This window comes from Streptomyces sp. NPDC054975 (assembly GCF_053609105.1).
Window position 1 is genome coordinate 14,985 of the sequence record NZ_JBSGWV010000014.1, and the last position, 15,212, is coordinate 30,196.

At 71.9% G+C, this 15,212-nt stretch carries 13 protein-coding genes; 8 read left to right on the forward strand and 5 right to left on the reverse strand.

Going from position 1 to position 15,212, the window contains the following annotated elements; genetic code table 11:
• Nucleotides 1–14 precede the first annotated feature (14 nt).
• Nucleotides 15–1,526, forward strand: a complete 1,512-nt coding sequence (gene gatB, locus ACWF79_RS15725) for an Asp-tRNA(Asn)/Glu-tRNA(Gln) amidotransferase subunit GatB (protein WP_453728669.1) — start codon at nucleotides 15–17, stop codon at nucleotides 1,524–1,526.
• 89 nt (nucleotides 1,527–1,615) lie between these two features.
• Here the strand turns inward: gatB and ACWF79_RS15730 are convergent, their stop codons facing one another.
• Together ACWF79_RS15730 and ACWF79_RS15735 are read right to left on the reverse strand one after the other, a co-directional pair.
• A complete protein-coding gene (locus tag ACWF79_RS15730) occupies nucleotides 1,616–1,858 on the reverse strand; it encodes a DUF397 domain-containing protein (protein ID WP_453728670.1) in 243 nt (80 codons plus the stop codon).
• Complete coding sequence (locus ACWF79_RS15735; protein ID WP_453728671.1) at nucleotides 1,855–2,682, reverse strand: helix-turn-helix domain-containing protein; 828 nt, start codon at nucleotides 2,680–2,682, stop codon at nucleotides 1,855–1,857. The genes ACWF79_RS15730 and ACWF79_RS15735 overlap by 4 nt, the downstream gene beginning before the upstream one ends.
• A gap of 112 nt (nucleotides 2,683–2,794) precedes the next feature.
• On the opposite strand from ACWF79_RS15735, the gene ACWF79_RS15740 reads away from it, so the two are divergent.
• The 7 genes from ACWF79_RS15740 to ACWF79_RS15770 all read left to right on the forward strand — a co-directional run bounded on the left by ACWF79_RS15740 (nucleotide 2,795) and on the right by ACWF79_RS15770 (nucleotide 12,755).
• Nucleotides 2,795–3,229, forward strand: coding sequence for an ATP-binding protein (locus tag ACWF79_RS15740; protein ID WP_453728672.1), 435 nt, complete (start codon nucleotides 2,795–2,797; stop codon nucleotides 3,227–3,229).
• A 60-nt stretch (nucleotides 3,230–3,289) separates the two neighbouring features.
• Nucleotides 3,290–4,120 (forward strand): class I SAM-dependent methyltransferase, encoded by an 831-nt coding sequence (locus ACWF79_RS15745; RefSeq protein WP_453728673.1) that lies wholly within the window; start codon nucleotides 3,290–3,292, stop codon nucleotides 4,118–4,120.
• A gap of 167 nt (nucleotides 4,121–4,287) precedes the next feature.
• Nucleotides 4,288–6,375, forward strand: coding sequence for a phosphocholine-specific phospholipase C (locus ACWF79_RS15750; protein WP_453728674.1), 2,088 nt, complete (start codon nucleotides 4,288–4,290; stop codon nucleotides 6,373–6,375).
• Nucleotides 6,376–6,566: 191 nt separating this feature from the next.
• Nucleotides 6,567–8,816: an MMPL family transporter gene (locus tag ACWF79_RS15755; RefSeq protein WP_453728675.1), complete on the forward strand. Its 2,250-nt coding sequence runs from the start codon at nucleotides 6,567–6,569 to the stop codon at nucleotides 8,814–8,816.
• Between the two features lie 35 nt (nucleotides 8,817–8,851).
• On the forward strand, nucleotides 8,852–9,376 hold the full coding sequence (locus ACWF79_RS15760; RefSeq protein ID WP_453728676.1) for a hypothetical protein: 525 nt from the start codon (nucleotides 8,852–8,854) through the stop codon (nucleotides 9,374–9,376).
• Between the two features lie 131 nt (nucleotides 9,377–9,507).
• Entirely contained in the window at nucleotides 9,508–9,687 is a 180-nt protein-coding gene (locus ACWF79_RS15765; RefSeq protein WP_453728677.1) for a hypothetical protein, read from the forward strand.
• A gap of 32 nt (nucleotides 9,688–9,719) precedes the next feature.
• Nucleotides 9,720–12,755: a helix-turn-helix transcriptional regulator gene (locus tag ACWF79_RS15770; protein WP_453728753.1), complete on the forward strand. Its 3,036-nt coding sequence runs from the start codon at nucleotides 9,720–9,722 to the stop codon at nucleotides 12,753–12,755.
• A gap of 16 nt (nucleotides 12,756–12,771) precedes the next feature.
• On the opposite strand, the gene ACWF79_RS15775 is transcribed toward ACWF79_RS15770, so the two are convergent.
• The 3 genes from ACWF79_RS15775 to ACWF79_RS15785 all read right to left on the reverse strand — a co-directional run bounded on the left by ACWF79_RS15775 (nucleotide 12,772) and on the right by ACWF79_RS15785 (nucleotide 15,200).
• The gene (locus tag ACWF79_RS15775) at nucleotides 12,772–12,993 is read right to left on the reverse strand and encodes a DUF6191 domain-containing protein (RefSeq protein WP_453728678.1); all 222 of its coding nucleotides are present in this window, start codon (nucleotides 12,991–12,993) and stop codon (nucleotides 12,772–12,774) included.
• A gap of 12 nt (nucleotides 12,994–13,005) precedes the next feature.
• Nucleotides 13,006–14,109, reverse strand: a complete 1,104-nt coding sequence (locus tag ACWF79_RS15780) for a PQQ-dependent sugar dehydrogenase (protein ID WP_453728679.1) — start codon at nucleotides 14,107–14,109, stop codon at nucleotides 13,006–13,008.
• Nucleotides 14,110–14,198: 89 nt separating this feature from the next.
• A complete protein-coding gene (locus ACWF79_RS15785; RefSeq protein WP_453728680.1) occupies nucleotides 14,199–15,200 on the reverse strand; it encodes an aldo/keto reductase in 1,002 nt (333 codons plus the stop codon).
• Nucleotides 15,201–15,212 lie beyond the last annotated feature (12 nt).

The following is a 15,212-nucleotide window of genomic DNA, read 5'->3' on the forward strand; positions in this document are numbered from 1 at the left end:
GGGAAAGTCTCACCGTGACTGTCACTGAACTACTGTCGTACGACGCGGCGCTCGCTGCGTACGACCCCGTCATGGGCCTGGAGGTCCATGTCGAACTCGGTACGAAGACGAAGATGTTCTGCGGCTGCTCGACCGAGCTGGGCGCGGACGCCAACTCGCAGACGTGCCCGACCTGCCTCGGCCTGCCCGGCTCGCTCCCGGTCGTCAACGCGATCGGCGTCGAGTCGGCCGTCAAGATCGGTCTCGCGCTGAACTGCGAGATCGCCGAGTGGTGCCGCTTCGCCCGGAAGAACTACTTCTATCCGGACATGCCGAAGAACTTCCAGACCTCGCAGTACGACGAGCCGATCGCCTTCAACGGCTATCTGGACGTCCAGCTGGAGGACGGGGAGATCTTCCGCGTGGAGATCGAGCGCGCCCACATGGAGGAGGACACCGGCAAGTCGACGCACATCGGCGGCGCGACGGGCCGGATCCACGGCGCCTCGCACTCGCTGCTCGACTACAACCGGGCCGGCATCCCGCTCATCGAGATCGTCACCAAGCCCATCGAGGGCGCGGGCGAGCGGGCCCCCGAGGTCGCCAAGGCGTACGTCGCCGAGCTGCGCGAGCTGATCCGCGCCCTCGGTGTCTCCGAGGCGCGGATGGACAAGGGCCAGATGCGCTGCGACGTGAACCTGTCGCTGCGCCCCCACGGCACCAAGGTCTTCGGCACGCGTTCGGAGACGAAGAACGTCAACTCGCTCCGTTCGGTGGAGCGCGCGGCCCGCTACGAGATCATGCGCCACGCGGCCGTGCTCACCTCCGGCGGCACCATCGTGCAGGAGACCCGTCACTTCCACGAGGACGACGGCTCCACCACCTCCGGCCGGATCAAGGACAACGCCGAGGACTACCGGTACTTCCCGGAGCCCGACCTCGTCCCCGTCGCCCCGGCCCGCGAGTGGGTCGAGGAGCTGCGTGCCGGACTGCCCGAGCTGCCGCGCGTGCGCCGCAACCGCCTCCGTGAGGAGTGGGGCGTCTCGGAGCACGACATGCAGTCGATCCTCAACGCGGGCGCGGTCGACCTGATCGTCGCGACCACGGAGGCGGGCGCTCCGTCGGACCAGGCCCGCAAGTGGTGGATGGGCGAGCTGGCCCGTTCCGCCAACGAGTCGGGCACGGCCCTGGACGAGCTGCCGATCACCCCGGCGCAGGTCGCCCGGGTGACCGAGCTGGTGGCCTCCGGCGACCTCACCGACAAGCTGGCCCGCCAGGTCATCGAGGGTGTCCTCGCCGGCGAGGGCGGTCCGGACGAGGTCGTCGAGAAGCGCGGCCTGAAGGTCGTCTCCGACGAGGGTGCGCTCGGCACGGCCGTCGACGAGGCCATCGCGGCCAACGCGGGCATCGCCGACAAGATCCGCGGCGGCAAGGTCGCGGCGGTCGGCGCGCTGGTCGGCGCGGTCATGAAGGCGACCCGCGGCCAGGCGGACGCGGCGCGCGTGAAGGACCTCATCCTGGAGAAGCTGGGCGTCAGCGAGGGCTGAGCCTGGCGTCTTGTACGCGTACGAGGGCGGCGCCCCGGGTCCGACGGACTCGGGGCGCCGCCCTCGTGGCGCACCCACCTTCCCACCGCTCAGTGGCCGCTCCACTCCGTGAAGTCGGCCCAGGCGGCGGGGGAGACGGAGAAGACGGGGCTGCTGTCGGCGAGCTTGGAGTCGCGGACGTGGACGGCGGCGGGGTGGGCGGCGACCTCGACGCAGGCGCCGCCTTCGTCGCTGCTGTAGCTGGACTTGCGCCAGTCGTAGGCGACTTCGAGGCAGTCGCCGCCTTCGCTGCCGCTGTAGCTGGACTTGAACCACGAAAGTTCAGAGTTCATGTCTCTCCTGCAAGTCGATCGAGCAGGCCCTTGGTTTCCTCTGGCGTAAGGGCCTGCGATCGCAGCATTCCATACTTCTGCTGGAGGATGCCGACCTCGTCTGCATCCTCGATGAGGAAGCTGACGCGTTGGCCTTCGATGTAGGCGAGGTGCTCGTGCTCAGGGGTCTCGATCAGCACCATGGGCCCGTCGAGTCCCGCGTGTGTGGTGCGATTCTTCGGAATCACCTGGGCTGTGAGGAAGGGGAGTTCGGCCACCCGCCTCAGGTGTCGGATCTGCTCGCGCAGAACGTCCTTGCCGCCGATCGGCTTCTCCAGGATCGACTCGTCCAGCAGGAAAGTCATCATCGGAGGCCAAGGCTTCTGATCGAAGATGCGCTGCCGGTCGATACGGCCCAGCAGTCGCTCCTCATGATCTTGCTGGGTGATGGGTGGGTAGAGGCTTTCGAAGACGGCGCTGGCGTACTCGGGGGTCTGAAGCAGGCCCGGGACGACCTGGTTCTGGTACGAGTGCAGCGCCAGCGCCTGCGCCTCCAGCTCCATGAACTCCTGCGCGAACGCCGGATACCGCTCCCGTTGCGGCACCTTCGCCACCGCCGCTGCCAACGCCCCCTTCGTCTCCAGCAGTTCGTCCATCTCTTCCGCGAGCTTCAGGCGCAACGGTCGGCGCCCCTGCTCGATCGACCCCAGTGTCTCCAGGCCGATGCACACCCGTGAGGCGAGTTCGGGCTGTGTCAGCCCGGCGTGTTGGCGGTAGAGGCCGACGAGCGCGCCGACGACTTCCCACGAGGGGACTTTCTTCCTCGGTTTCTTCCCTGGCTGCATGGGCACTGCTTTCCCCGCCTCGCGCGCACCCGACGCATTTCCTTCCCGTACCAAGATTTTGTACGGGTTCCCTACCTGGGGCGCATGAGGCGCCAGTCGGCATCGTGGCGCCATGACCGACCAACTCACCCTCCACCACCAGGCGTTCTTCCGTCGCGAGCGCCGAACCGTCCCGCGCGCCCGTGACTTCGCGCGCAAGGTGCTTGCCGAATGGAACCTGGACGCGCGTGCGGACGACGTACTCCTGTGTGTGAGCGAACTCGCCACCAACGCCCTTCTCCACGGCGTACCGCCCGGTCGCGGCTACGCCCTCCACCTCGCCCTGAAGGACCCCGTCCTGCGCACTCTGCGGATCGAGGTCCACGACAGCGGCGACGGCACTCCCGTACTGCGCGAGCCGGGCGACGAGTCCGGCCGTGGCCTGCTGCTCGTGTCGTCGCTCGCCGACCGCTGGGGCGTGCGTGAGCGCAACCCCGGAAAGATCGTCTGGTGCGAGTTCACCCGGAAGGCACAGGCTCAGGCGGCGGGTCCGGAGGCCCGTGGATAGCATCCGACGAGGAGGGGGTCGAGGTCACGGGGAAAGCCCGCCAGCGGCACGGAGGCCGTCATGGAACAGACACCGGCTTCGCGACGCCTGTCGGCGAACCGCTCACGACTGGGCCACAAGGTGCGTTACGCGCTGCGGAACCCTCAGCGCGTCCTGCCCTACCTTCGCCGGGCCGGACGGAACACGCGGCTGCGGCTGCGCCACGGCGGGGACCACGTCGCCTACTACCGGGCGGTGATGGCGTCCGACACGGCGCGGAGCCCGGAGGCTGCGGTCGGCGGCAACCCCTCCCGCGACCGCTGGCTGGCCATCGGCCAGATGCAGTACGACTACCTGGTCGGACACGGGCTGTCGCCGAAGGACCGGATGCTCGAGATCGGCTGTGGCAATCTGCGCGCCGGCTGGCGGTTCATCAACCATCTGGACCCCGGCCACTACTACGGGATCGACATCTCGCCGGACATCCTCATCGAGGCGAAGAAGACCCTGGTCCGCTACGGCCTTCAGGACCGGTTGCCGTATCTGACCGCCGTCCAGGACCTCAAGCTGGACTTCCTTCCCGAGGCCCGGTTCACGGTGGTGCACGCGCACAGCGTCTTCTCGCACTCCCCGCTGGAGGTCATCGACGAGTGCCTCGCCCACGTCGGACGCGTCATGGCGCCCGGCGGCTTCTTCGACTTCACCTTCGACCGTACGGAGGGGGCCGAACACCAGGTCCTGGGCGAGGACTTCTACTACCGTACGGAGACGCTGACCCGACTGGCCGAGAAGCACGGCCTGCGTGCCCGGTTCATGGACGACTGGGAGCGCCTGCCGCACGGCCAGTCCAAGCTCCGGGTCGCCGTCGCCCCACCCGCCGGACCGGAATCCGGCCCCCGTGAGGGTCTTTGACCGCTTGGACTTCCCGGTCGTCCTCTTGGACGTTCACCGCCGGGACGTCGCGGGGTCTTCTCGCCGTCATCCCGTCTCACTACCGTCCCCAGCGAACCACCCAATGGCTCGAAGGCGAACCATTGGCCGTCGACTGGAGGTCGGTCTTGTCCCCCGAGAAGTCCCGGATGTCCCGCCGCAAGGTGCTCGCCCTGGGCGGAGGCGCGCTCGGCGCCGCTGCGGCGGGCACGCTGCTCCCGCCGTCGCTCCAGGAGGCGATCGCCGCGGGGCCGCCGGCCGGAGGCATGTCCGCCGTACGGCACGTGGTGATCCTCATGCAGGAGAACCGTTCCTTCGATCACTACTTCGGCACCCTGCGCGGTGTCCGGGGCTTCGGTGACCGCAACGCGATCGAGCTGCCCTCCGGCAAGCCGGTCTTCGAGCAGCCGGCCGCCCTGGGCCGGACCGTGCTGCCGTTCCCGATCCGGGGCGCCGCCCAGACGCAGGCGAAGGACCTCCAGTACATCGGCGACCTCGACCACTCCTGGAGCGGCGGCGCCAAGGCCTGGCACGACGGCTGGATGGACGGCTGGGTCTCCGCCAAGACCGCCGCGACGATGGCGTACTACGACCGCCAGGACATCCCGCTCCACTACGAGCTCGCCGACACCTTCACCGTCTGCGACGCCTACCACTCGTCCACCCACACCTCGACGAGCCCCAACCGCAACCACCTCTGGTCCGGCTGGACCGGTTACGAGGCCGACGGCAGCCGCGCCGTCACCAACGCCGCGTACGCCGAGGGCACCCACCCCGGCTACCCCTGGCCCACCTACGCCGAGCGCCTCGAAGCGGCCGGGCGGAGCTGGAAGACGTACACGGAGTGGGAGAACTTCACCGACAACAACATCGAGTTCTTCACCTCCTTCAAGAAGATCGCCCGCAAGGCCCTCGCCCCCACCGGCGGGCACACCTTCATGGAGTCGTTCTACGCCGCCGTCCGCGACACGGAGGACCTCGCCGAGCGGGCCAGGCTGCTCGCCGCCCTGGAGGACGGCGTGGCCGCCCTCACCGACGCCGAACGCTCGCTCTTCGAGCGCGGACTGCGCCGCGTCGAGACCGGGAAGCTCGCCGACGCCTTCCGCGCCGACGTGGCCGCCGGGACGCTGCCCGAGGTCTCCTACCTCGTGCCGTCCGCGGTCGACTCCGAGCACCCCGGCTCCTCCTCGCCGATCGCCTCCGCCTCGCTCGTCTACAAGGTGCTCGACGCCCTCGGCTCGCACCCGGACGTCTGGCGCCACACCGTCCTGCTGATCAACTACGACGAGAACGACGGCTTCTTCGACCACGTGCCGCCGCCGGTCCCGCCGGCCGACAACACCGACGAGCGCTGGAAGGGCCTGCCCACCGGCCTGGGCATCCGCGTGCCGCTGCTCGTGGTCTCGCCCTGGTCGGTCGGCGGCTACGTCTGCTCCGAGACCTTCGACCACACCTCGGTGATCCGCTTCCTGGAGAAGCTCACCGGCATCAGGGAGCCCAACATCACGCCGTGGCGGCGCGCCGTCACCGGCGACCTGACCTCCGCCTTCGACTTCCGGCGCGCCCACCGCCGGCCCGAGGTCGAGGAGCCGGGTCCGATCCCGCCGTTCTCCGGCCGCTGGCGGCCGCAGCCCCCGCTGGTCCAGAAGATGCCGGTCCAGGAGCCGGGCACCCGCCCCGCCCGCCCGCTGCCGTACCAGCCGGACGCCCAGGCGCGGGTCGGCACCGGCCAGGTCACCGTCGACCTGAAGAACACCGGGAAGGCCTCGGCCCACTTCGCGCTGTACCCGTACGCCGGTGAGTTCACCGTCCCCCAGCACCTGGACGTAAGGGGCACGGCGCAATGGGCGGTACCCCTTACGCGTGATCATTACCGGTTCACGATCACCGGCCCGAACGGCTTCCGCCGCGAGTTCGAGGGCCCGGCCACCGGTGGCGCCGAACTCGCCTCGTACATCGACCATCATGACCGTGACCTGCATCTCACCGTCCGGAACACCGGGAAGGCGCCCGTCTCCTTCACCGTCCGGCCGGTCGGGTACATGGACCCCGAAGACCTCGGCGACCTTCGCGACTGGACCCGGACCGTCACCGTGAAGCCCGGCCGGAGCCGTACCCTCGTGCACTCGGCCGCCGACGCGCACGGCTGGTACGACGTCGAGGTGACCGCCCCGGGCGGCTTCCGCCGACGGCTCATGGGGCACATCGAGAACGGGCGGGCGAGCGTCTCCGGCTGATCCCCCCGTCCACGGCGCACGCGCGGGAGCCCGGGTCCAAAGGCCCGAGCTTCCGCGCAGAGCTGTGAGTATCGACACGAATGGGGCAATTGATCTTATTGGGCTGCGACAGTGGCCTCCTGTAGGTCATGCGTTCTTTTCGGGCTGTTCCCCGGTAAAGATCCACGAACCACCACCAGGGAGCACGTCCTTTGGCAGCCATCGCACGGTGGTGCATCAAGCACCGCCTCGTCGCCGTTCTGCTCTGGCTCGTCACGCTCGGCGGCGCCGTCGCCGCAGCGTCGGTCGCGGGCTCCGCGTACTCCAACGACTACGAGGTCCCCGGCACCGAGTCCGGCCGTGCCACCGCCCTCCTGGAGAAGGGCTTCCCCGGCACCGGCGGCGACGGCAACACCATCGTGTGGCACACCGACCAGGGCAGCGTCCGGGCCACCGGCGTCGAGCAGCGCATGACCGAGATGCTCGACAAGGTCGCCGACCTCCCCGGCATCGCGTCCGTCGCCTCCCCGTACGGCTCCGGCCCGGCCGCCGCGCAGGCCCAGATCAGCGAGGACGGGCACACCGCCTTCGCGGCCGTCACCTTCCACGAGCAGGCCGACGACATCCCGCCGTCCCAGGCCCAGGCCCTGGTCGACACGGCGCGCTCCGCCGCCGACGGTGACGTCCAGGTCGAGCTGGGCGGCAGCGCCGTCGCGCTCACCGAGGCGCCCGGCGGCCATGTCGCCGAGGCCGTCGGCGTCGTCGTCGCGGCCGTCGTCCTCTTCCTCGCCTTCGGCTCGCTCGCCGCCTCCGCGCTCCCCATCGCCACCGCGCTCGTCAGCGTCGGCATCGCGTACTCCGGGATCGTGCTCCTCGGCCATGTGATGACCGTCGCCGACTTCGCGCCCATGCTGGGCATGCTCATCGGCCTCGGCGTCGGCATCGACTACGCGCTGTTCATCGTCACCCGCCACCGCAAGGGCCTCAAACGCGGCCTCCCGGTCCCCGAATCCGCGCGGATCGCCGTCGCCACCACCGGCCGGGCCGTCGTCTTCGCGGGGGCCACGGTCTGCATCGCGCTGCTCGGCATGCTGATACTGCGGCTCAGCTTCCTCAACGGCGTCGCCATCGCCGCCTCGCTGACCGTCGTCCTCACCGTCGCCGCCTCCGTGACCCTGCTGCCCGCGCTGCTCTCCCTGATCGGCATGCGGGCACTGTCGCGGCGCGAACGCCGGCAGCTCGCCGAGCACGGACCGCAGCCCGAGCTGCCGACCGGCTTCGCCGCCCGCTGGTCCGCCTTCGTGGAGCGCCACCCCAAGCTGCTCGGCGTGGTCGCCGCCGTCGTCATGGGCGTCCTCGCGCTGCCCACCTTCTCCCTCCACCTCGGCACCTCCGACCAGGGCAACGGCCCGGCCACGGCCACCACCCGGCAGGCCTACGACCTGCTCGCGGACGGCTTCGGACCCGGCGTCAACGGGCCGCTCACCCTCGTCGCCCAGATCGACGGCGCCGACGACCGCGTCGCGCTCGGCGAACTGCCGGCCGCGCTCGCGAACACCAAGGGTGTCGAGTCCGTCTCGCCGGTCACGTACAACAGCGCGGGCGACACCGCCGTCCTGACCGTCGTACCGGACTCCTCGCCGCAGTCGAAGGCCACCAGCGAGCTGGTCGACCGGCTCCGCGCGGACGTGCTGCCCACGGCCGAGCGGGGCAGCTCGCTCGACGTCCACGTCGGCGGTGTCACCGCCTCGTACGACGACTTCGCCGAGATCATCGTCGGCAAGCTGCCGCTCTTCGTCGGCGTCGTCATCGCGCTCGGCTGTCTGCTGCTCCTGGTCGCCTTCCGGTCCATCGGCATCCCGGTGAAGGCCGCGCTGATGAACGTGGCGGCCGTCGCCTCGGCCTTCGGGATCGTCGTGGCGATCTTCCAGTGGGGCTGGGGGAGCGAGCTGCTCGGGCTCGGCAGCGCGGGCCCGATCGAACCCTTCCTGCCGGTGATCATGGTCTCGGTGCTCTTCGGGCTCTCCATGGACTACCAGGTCTTCCTGGTCAGCCGGATGTACGAGGAGTGGCTGGAGACCGGCGACAACCGGCGGGCGGTCCGGGTCGGGCTCGCCGAGACCAGCCGCGTGATCAACTCGGCGGCGGTCATCATGATCTCCGTCTTCCTCGCCTTCGTCCTCTCCGGCGACCGGGTCGTCGCCATGTTCGGCATCGCGCTGGCGGCGGCCGTCGCCCTGGACGCCTTCGTCCTGCGGACCCTGCTCGTCCCGGCCCTCATGCACATGCTCGGCGGCGCCAACTGGTGGATCCCGCGCTGGCTCGACCGCCGCATGCCCCGGATCAGCATCGAGCCGCCGGAGAGCCGCGCCGCCGCGGACGCGCGGGAGATGATCCCGGCGCAGCGGGTGACCGTCCCGCCGGTCGAGGAGAAGACGGCCCAGGACGCCTCTCCGTCTTAAGACGCCTCTCATACGCGGCACCTACCGTGCGGCGCATGACTATCAAGACGGAGAAGACCACCGAGGCCCCCGAGGCCGACGAGACGGCTGAGACGCCGGAGGCACCGGAGGCTGTCGAGCTGGACGACGCCGACCAGACGGACGCCCCGGAGGAGACCGAGGAGGGCTCCGCCCCCGCCGCCGAGGCCGGGGACGGCATCGGCGCCGCTGCCGCCGCCGTCGTCTCCACCGGACTCGGGCTCGCCGCCCTCACCGGCACCTGGGTCGGGAAGGTCACCAGCGAGCGCGAGACGCTCATCGGCCAGATCAAGGCCCAGGGCGGCACCGCCGCCCAGCAGATCGACGAGATCTACGCCGACGCCTGGCACAGCACCGCACTGGTCAACGGCGTCTTCGCGTTCCTCGCCCTCGTCGTCGCCGTGCTCGTCCTTCTCCGCCCGCAGCGGCCCGTCTGGGTCCGCGCGGTCGCCGTCGCCGGCGCCGTCCTCGGCGCGATCGGCATGTTCCTGTCGGCGGGGATGTACTTCGACCTGTTCCTGAGTCTTCCGACCGCGCCCTAAGGCACCCCCCGGGGCCCGCCTAAGGACCCCCGTACCCCGAACATGCGGCACTCGCCCGATGTGGCCGCACCCCCTGGCGGACGAGAGTAGAGGCATCGCAAGGAGCGATACCGACACCAGGGGAGAACGACATGTTCGCGTACGAACTGAACCGCCAGCACCACGCCGAGCTCATCCGTGAGGCCGCCGCCCAGCGCCTGACCCGTCAGGTCGTCAAGGCGCGGCGGGCCGCGAAGGCCGCCCGGTCAGCCGACCAAGAATCCGAGGGGCAGGTGGGAACAGCGCGCGCCCGTTTCGCCCGGGCCGCGTGACCCGTGTGGGCGCCAAGTCGGAAGGCTGTGCGATGCTCGGCGCCGTGGAGACCAGGTCAGTCAGTCCCGTGTTCGTCGGCCGGGCCGGTGAGATCGCCGCCCTGACCGACGCCCTCGCCCGCGCCACCGACGGCGAGCCCCAGGCCCTGCTCGTCGGCGGCGAGGCCGGCGTCGGCAAGACGCGGCTCATCGAGGAGTTCGTGGCGGCGGCCTGCGACCGGGGCGCTTACGTCGCCGTCGGAGGCTGTGTCGAAGTGGGCGCGGACGGGCTGCCGTTCGCGCCCTTCTCCACGGCCCTGCGCTCGCTGAGCCGCCGCCTCCCGGGCGAACTGGCCGCCGCGGCGGCCGGCCAGGAGGGCGAGCTCGCCCGGCTCCTGCCCGAGCTCGGTGACGTCGGCAGCCACGAGCCGTCCCACGAGGACTCCACCGCCCGCCTCTTCGAGCTGACCGTACGGCTCCTGGAGCGCCTCGCCGCCGACCGGACGATCGTGCTCGTCCTGGAGGACCTCCACTGGGCCGACGCGTCCACCCGGCACCTCCTCTCCTACCTGCTGCGCACGCTGCGCCGGGGCAGGATCGTGGTCGTCGCCACCTACCGCTCCGACGACATCCACCGCCGCCACCCGATGCGCCCCCTCCTGGCCGAACTCGACCGGCTGCGCACCATCCGCCGCATCGAACTCGCCCGCTTCACCCGCGCCGAGGTGCGCCGCCAGCTCACCGGCATCCTCGCCGCCGAACCGGACGCCGCACTCGTCGACGAGGTCTTCGACCGCTCCGACGGCAACGCCTTCTTCGTCGAGGAGCTCGTCGTCTCCCACGAGGCCGGCTGCGCCCCCGGATCCCTCAGCGACTCCCTGCGCGACCTGCTGCTCGTCCGCGTGGAGGCGCTGCCCGAGGACGCCCAGCGGGTCGCCCGGATCGTCGCCGAGGGCGGCTCCACCGTCGAGTACGCCCTGCTCGCCGCCGTCGCCCGGCTCTCCGAGGACGACCTGATCGAAGCGCTCAGGGCCGCCGTCGGCGCCAACATCCTGCTCGCCGTCCCCGACGGCGACAGCTACCGTTTCCGGCACTCCCTGGTCCGCGAGGCCGTCAGCGACGACCTGCTGCCCGGCGAGCGCTCCCGCCTCAACCGGCGGTACGCCGAGGCCCTGGAGGCCGACCCCTCCCTCGTCCGCGCCGACGAACGCGTCACCCGGACCGCCACCTACTGGTACCACGCCCACGACCCCGCGAAGGCGCTGCCCGCCGTGCTCCGCGCCTCCGTGGAGGCCCGCAAGCGCTATGCCCACGCGGAGCAACTGAGCCTCCTGGAACGGGCCATGGAGCTGTGGGACGAGGTCCCCGCGGAGGTCCGCGACTCGCTGCGGCCCATCGACTACGTCGAGGCCTACCCCGCGTGCGGCTGCGACCCGGCGACCACCCCGCTGCGCTACCTCGACCTGCTCGCCGAGGCCGCCATCGCCGCCCGGTTCTGCGGAGAGCGCGAACGCGCCCTGAAGATAGGCAAGATGGCGCTGCGGCTCCTCGACTCCGCCGAGGAGGGCGGCGAGAGCGACCCCCTGCGCGCCGCCTGGTTCTGGTGCGAGCGGTCCCGCATCGTCTCCGGCCTCGGCCGCTCCGACGGCTGGGCCGAGATCGCCACCGCCCAGGACCTCGTCAAGGGCCTCCCGCCGTCCGCCGTCCACGCCCGCGTCCTCGTCGTGGCCGCCGGCTGGGGCATGCTGCACAAGCCCGGCCCCGAGAGCCTCGCCGCCGCCGAACGGGCCGTGGAGTACGCCCGTCTCGTCAAGAACGAGCCCATCGAACTCGGCGCCCGCCTCACCCTCGGCACCCTCCAGGTCAGCGCGGGCGACCGCGAGGCCGGGCTCGCCACCATGTACGAGACCCGCGACCGCACCCGCGCCCTCGGCCTCTACCACGAGTGCTCCCGCGCCCACGTCAACCTCTCGCACGTCCTGGAGAACCTCGGCCGCTCCCGGGAGGCCGTCGAGGTCGCCGAGGAAGGCCTCCGCCTCGCCCGCGCCCACGGCCTCCTCGACAGCCAGGGCTGGATCCGCGCCAACCAGGCCGAGTCCCAGCTCTCCCTCGGCCTCTGGGACGAGGCCGAGCGCAACTGCGAGTGGCTGGAGCACTTCGGCACCAGCGCCAAGCCCCGCGGCTCCGCCGCCCTCCGCCTCGCCCAACTGGCCGTCGCCCGAGGCGAACTCACCACGGCCGTCGCCCAACTGGCCGTGGCGCGCGACCACTTCGGCGAGTCCGACCCCATGCCCCAGTACGTCGTCCCGAGGAGGCAGGTCGAGCTGACCGTCGCCGCCGCGGGCGGCCGTATCCAGGACGTACGGACGGTGCTCGCCGCCGCCGTCGAGGCCGGCTTCCCGCCCGGCACCCACCGCGAGGCCTGGCCGCTGCTCCTCAGCGCCGCCACCGCCGAGGCCGACGCGCTCGGCCTCCCGGCCGCCGAGGAGGGCCGGGCCGAGACCCTCGCCCTGCTCCGCCGCTGCGCCCGGTCCCTGGCGACCCCGGCGCCCGTCTGGGAGGCGTACGCCCGCCACACCTCGGCCGAGCTGGACCGAGCCGAGGGCCGCCACCCGGTCGACCGCTGGACCGAGACCGTCGCCGCCTACGAGCCCCTGGACCGCCCCTACCTCCTGGCGCTCGCCCGGCACCGCCTCGCCGACGCCCTCCTGGCCGAGGGCGGCCACCGCGACGAGGCCGCCGCGCTGCTGCGCGAGGCCCACGCCACCGCCGTCCGCCTCGGCGCGCACCCGCTGCGCGAGGACGTCGAACTCCTGGCCGCCCGCGCCCGCCTGCCGCTGACCGCCCCGGACCGCGCCCCGGAACCGGACCCGGGCGAGGACGCCTTCGGCCTGACCCCCCGGGAACAGGACGTCCTGCGCCTGGTCGCCGCCGGCCGCACCAACCGCCAGATCGCCGAGGAGCTCTTCATCTCCCCGAAGACGGCGAGCGTCCACGTCTCCAACATCCTGGCCAAACTCGGCGTCTCCGGCCGGGGCGAGGCCGCCGCCCTGGCCCACCGCCTCCGCCTCCTGGAGCCGACGCCCTGAGGCCTGCTCGACGGGCCTACTCCTCGCCGCCCCCGGGCCCGTCCCCGTCCTCGTCGTCGTCGTTGCGGACGGTCACCGGCGTCGGCACGCGTATCAGCACGGCGCCGGAGCTCAGGTCCACGGGCCCCCGCGCGGGGTCCGCGTCCCCCGCGTCCTCCCGGGTCAGCTCCAGCCGCTGCCGCTCGTCCTCGGTGTGCTGACGGCCGGGCGCGAACAGCTCTTCCATCATGTTGAACATCGTCTCCGCCTCCTACTTCACCTCCAGCCGGAGGATCTTGTCGTCGCCGGGCCCGGGCGTCCCCCGGGTGTCGGTCTCGCTCGTGGTCAGCCAGAGCCGGCCGTCCCCCGCTGCCAGGACCGTGCGCAGCCGCCCGTACTCCTCCACGAGGAACGCCTCGGGGTCCCCGGAGCGTTCCGCTCCGGACACCGGGATTCTCCACAGGCGCTCGCCCCGCAGCCCCGCCATCCAGATCGCGCCCTCCGCGTACGCGATGCCGCTCGGCGAGGCCTCCTCCGTTCTCCACTGGGCCACCGGGTCCACGAAGCCGGATTGCTTCGCGACGCCCTCCACCTCCGGCCAGCCGTAGTTCTTCCCGGCCTGGACCAGATTCAGCTCGTCCCACGTGTTCTGGCCGAACTCCGCCGCCCACAGCCGCCCGTCCGCGTCCCAGGCCAGGCCCTGCACATTGCGGTGGCCCAGCGAGAAGACCACCGAGCCCGGGAACGGATTGCCCGGTGCCGGCCTGCCCTCCGGCGTCATACGCAGGATCTTGCCGCTCAGCGACTGCCGATCCTGCGCGAGTCCCCGCTCGCCCCGCTCGCCCGTCCCCGCGTACAGCATCCCGTCCGGGCCGAACGCGATCCGCCCGCCGTTGTGCACGGTCCCCTTCGGGATGCCCGCGAGGACCACCTCGGGCGCCCCGAGCCGGTCCCCGGCCCCGCCTCCGTACGGCATGCGGACGATGCGGTTGTCCGACTCCGCCGTGAAGTACGCGTACACCTGGCCGTCCCGCACGGCGAGGCCGAGCAGCCCGCCCTCACCGCCGGGCACCACCCCGGGCACCTCTCCGACCGGCGTCTTCCTCCCCGTGCCCACGTCGACATGGGTGATGGTGCGCTCGTCGCGCGAGGCGACGAGGAGGTCACCGTCCGGCAGCGCGGCCACGCCCCACGGCGACTTGAGATCCTCGGTCAGCGTCCCGGCGACACGCACGGACCCGGGGGCGCCCCGCGCCCCCGATTCCGTGGCGGACGCGGACACGGACACGGAAGGGGAGGGAGGCGCGGCCCCGTCCCCGTTCGATACGCACCCGGTCAGCAGCCCCAGTACGGCGGCGGCTCCCACAGCTCCCACACAAGCTCGGCCCACGGTCCCGATCCCTTCGAGCGGCGATCACTACCCTTGATACACCGCTCGGACCGCTCAGGTACCCGCCCGCGCTCTCAGTCCCACGATCCGCGCGCTGCCGGCAGCCTCGCGATCTCCGCCAGATCCCCGGCCGTCAGCGCCAGCTCGGCCGCCCGGGCGTTCTCCACCGCCCAGCACTCCCGCTTCGCACCCGGGATCGGCACCACGTGCGGCCCCTGCGCCAGCGCCCACGCCAGCGCGACCTGCGCCGGAGTCACGTCCTGCCCGTGCCGCGCGGCCACCCGCCGCAGCCCCGCCACCAGCGGCTGGTTCGCGGCCATCATCTCGGCGGTGAACCGGGGGTGCCGGGCCCGGGGGTCGTCCGGCTCGAAGCCGCCCCCCGGCGTCAGCGTCCCGGTCAGGAACCCGTTCCCGAGCGGCATCGCGGCCAGGAACCCCACACCCCGCGCCTCGCACCACGGCAGCAGCCGCGCCAGCGCCTCCGGCGACCACACCGACAGCTCGGCCTCCACCGCGCTCACCGGGAACACCTGCTGGATCCGCTCCAGCTGCCGAATCGTTCCCTCGAACACGTCGGCCGCCGACCCGCGCCGCGCCGGCCGGGCCCCCACCGCGCAGAAACCGAGCGCCCGCACCTTGCCCGCGGACACCAGCTCGGCCATCGCGCCCCAGGTCTCCTCGACCGGCACCTCCGGGTCCGCCCGGTGCAGCTGGTACAGGTCGATCACGTCCGTCTGGAGCCGCCGCAACGAGGCGTCACAGGCCCGACGCACGTACCCGGGGCGCCCGTTGGCCACGACATGCTGATCGCCCACCAGCAGGCCGCACTTGGTCGACACGAACGCCTCCGCCCGGCGCTCCTTCAACGCCCGCCCCACCAGCAGCTCGTTGGTGAACGGTCCGTACATGTCGGCGGTGTCGAGCAGGCTCACCCCGGCGTCCAGCGCCGCGTGCACCGTGCGCAGCGACCGGTCGCCGCGCTGCTGTGAGCAGCTGTAGGCCCAGTTCATCGGCATACAGCCCAGGCCGACCGCCCCCACGTCGAGCGCCGCCGCCCCGATAGTCCTGCGCTCCACCTGCCGGTACCC